Consider the following 1,288-nt stretch of genomic DNA (forward strand, 5'->3'; position numbering starts at 1 on the left):
GGGTGGATTCCATCGGTCGTCGCAACACCTTGATCGAGGTGGTGTTGCATGGGACGGCCAGCAGGGTGGATCACGACGCTGACGGGGCGTCCGGCGATGCGTTCGCCGGGGCGGCCCCCGATTCGGCGCGGTGTGGAGCGGGAGTTCTGGGTGCGGATCGCGGAGGGGATGTCCAGCGAGGAGGCGGGGATTGCGTGCGGTGTCTCGGGCGTGGTCGGCTCGCGCTGGTTCCGGGAGGGTGGCGGCATGCCCACGCTCCGGCTGGGCCCGGACTCGGGCCGGTACCTGTCCTTCGCCGAGCGTGAGGAGATCGCGCTGCTGCGGGCCCAGGACGCCGGGGTGCGGGAGATCGCGCGCCAGCTGGGCCGGTCGCCCTCGACGATCTCGAGAGAGCTGCGGCGCAACGCGGCCACGCGCGGCGCCCGGCTGGACTACCGCGCCTCGATCGCCCAGTGGAAGGCCGAGTTGGCGGCCCGGCGCCCCAAGACCGCGAAGCTCGTGGCGGACGAGCGCCTGCGCGACTACGTTCAGGCTCGATTGTCGGGCGCGGTCCAACTCCCTGACGGAACAGCGGTATCCGGCCCGCACACTCCGGAGTGGAAAGGACGCAACAAGCCGCGCCGCGAGGACCGGCGATGGGCGACGGCTTGGAGCCCCGAGCAGATCGCCAACCGGCTCCCGCTCGACTTCCCGCTTGACGACTCCATGCGGATCTCCCACGAAGCGATATACCAGGCGCTCTACATCCAAGGACGCGGAGCACTCGATCGCGAGCTGGTCACCTGCTTGCGGACCGGACGGGCGCTGCGGACGCCCCGAGCACGCTCCCGGCAGCGTGCCGTCGGCCATGTCACTTCCGAGACCGTGATCACCCAGAGACCGGCCGAGGCCGACGACCGCGCAGTCGCCGGCCACTGGGAGGGCGACCTGATCATCGGCACCAACCAGTCCGCGATCGCCACCCTCGTGGAACGAACAACGCGGTTCACCATGCTGCTGCACCTGCCCCGCCTGGAGGGATACGGCGTCGGACCACGTACCAAGAACGGCCCGGCGTTGGCCGGGCACGGTGCCGAAGCCGTCCGCAAAGCCCTCGCCGCTGCCTTCGCGACGCTGCCTGGACATATGCGACGCTCGCTGACCTGGGACCGCGGGAAGGAACTGGCACAGCACGTGCAACTGAGCGCGGACACAGGGATGTTGGTGTTCTTCGCCGATCCTCACAGCCCCTGGCAGCGCGGCACGAACGAGAACACGAACGGGCTGTTGCGACAGTACTTTCCGAAAG

1 protein-coding gene is annotated in these 1,288 nt (G+C 69.6%); it reads left to right on the top strand.

What is annotated here, in order from left to right; all coding sequences use genetic code 11:
* Window positions 1-48: 48 nt before the first annotated feature.
* Window positions 49-1,288: IS30 family transposase (locus ACIG5E_RS39520; RefSeq protein WP_396542172.1), on the top strand; the 1,240-nt coding region annotated here is incomplete at its 3' end.

This window comes from Kitasatospora sp. NPDC053057 (genome assembly GCF_044546945.1).
Lineage (GTDB): Bacteria > Actinomycetota > Actinomycetes > Streptomycetales > Streptomycetaceae > Kitasatospora.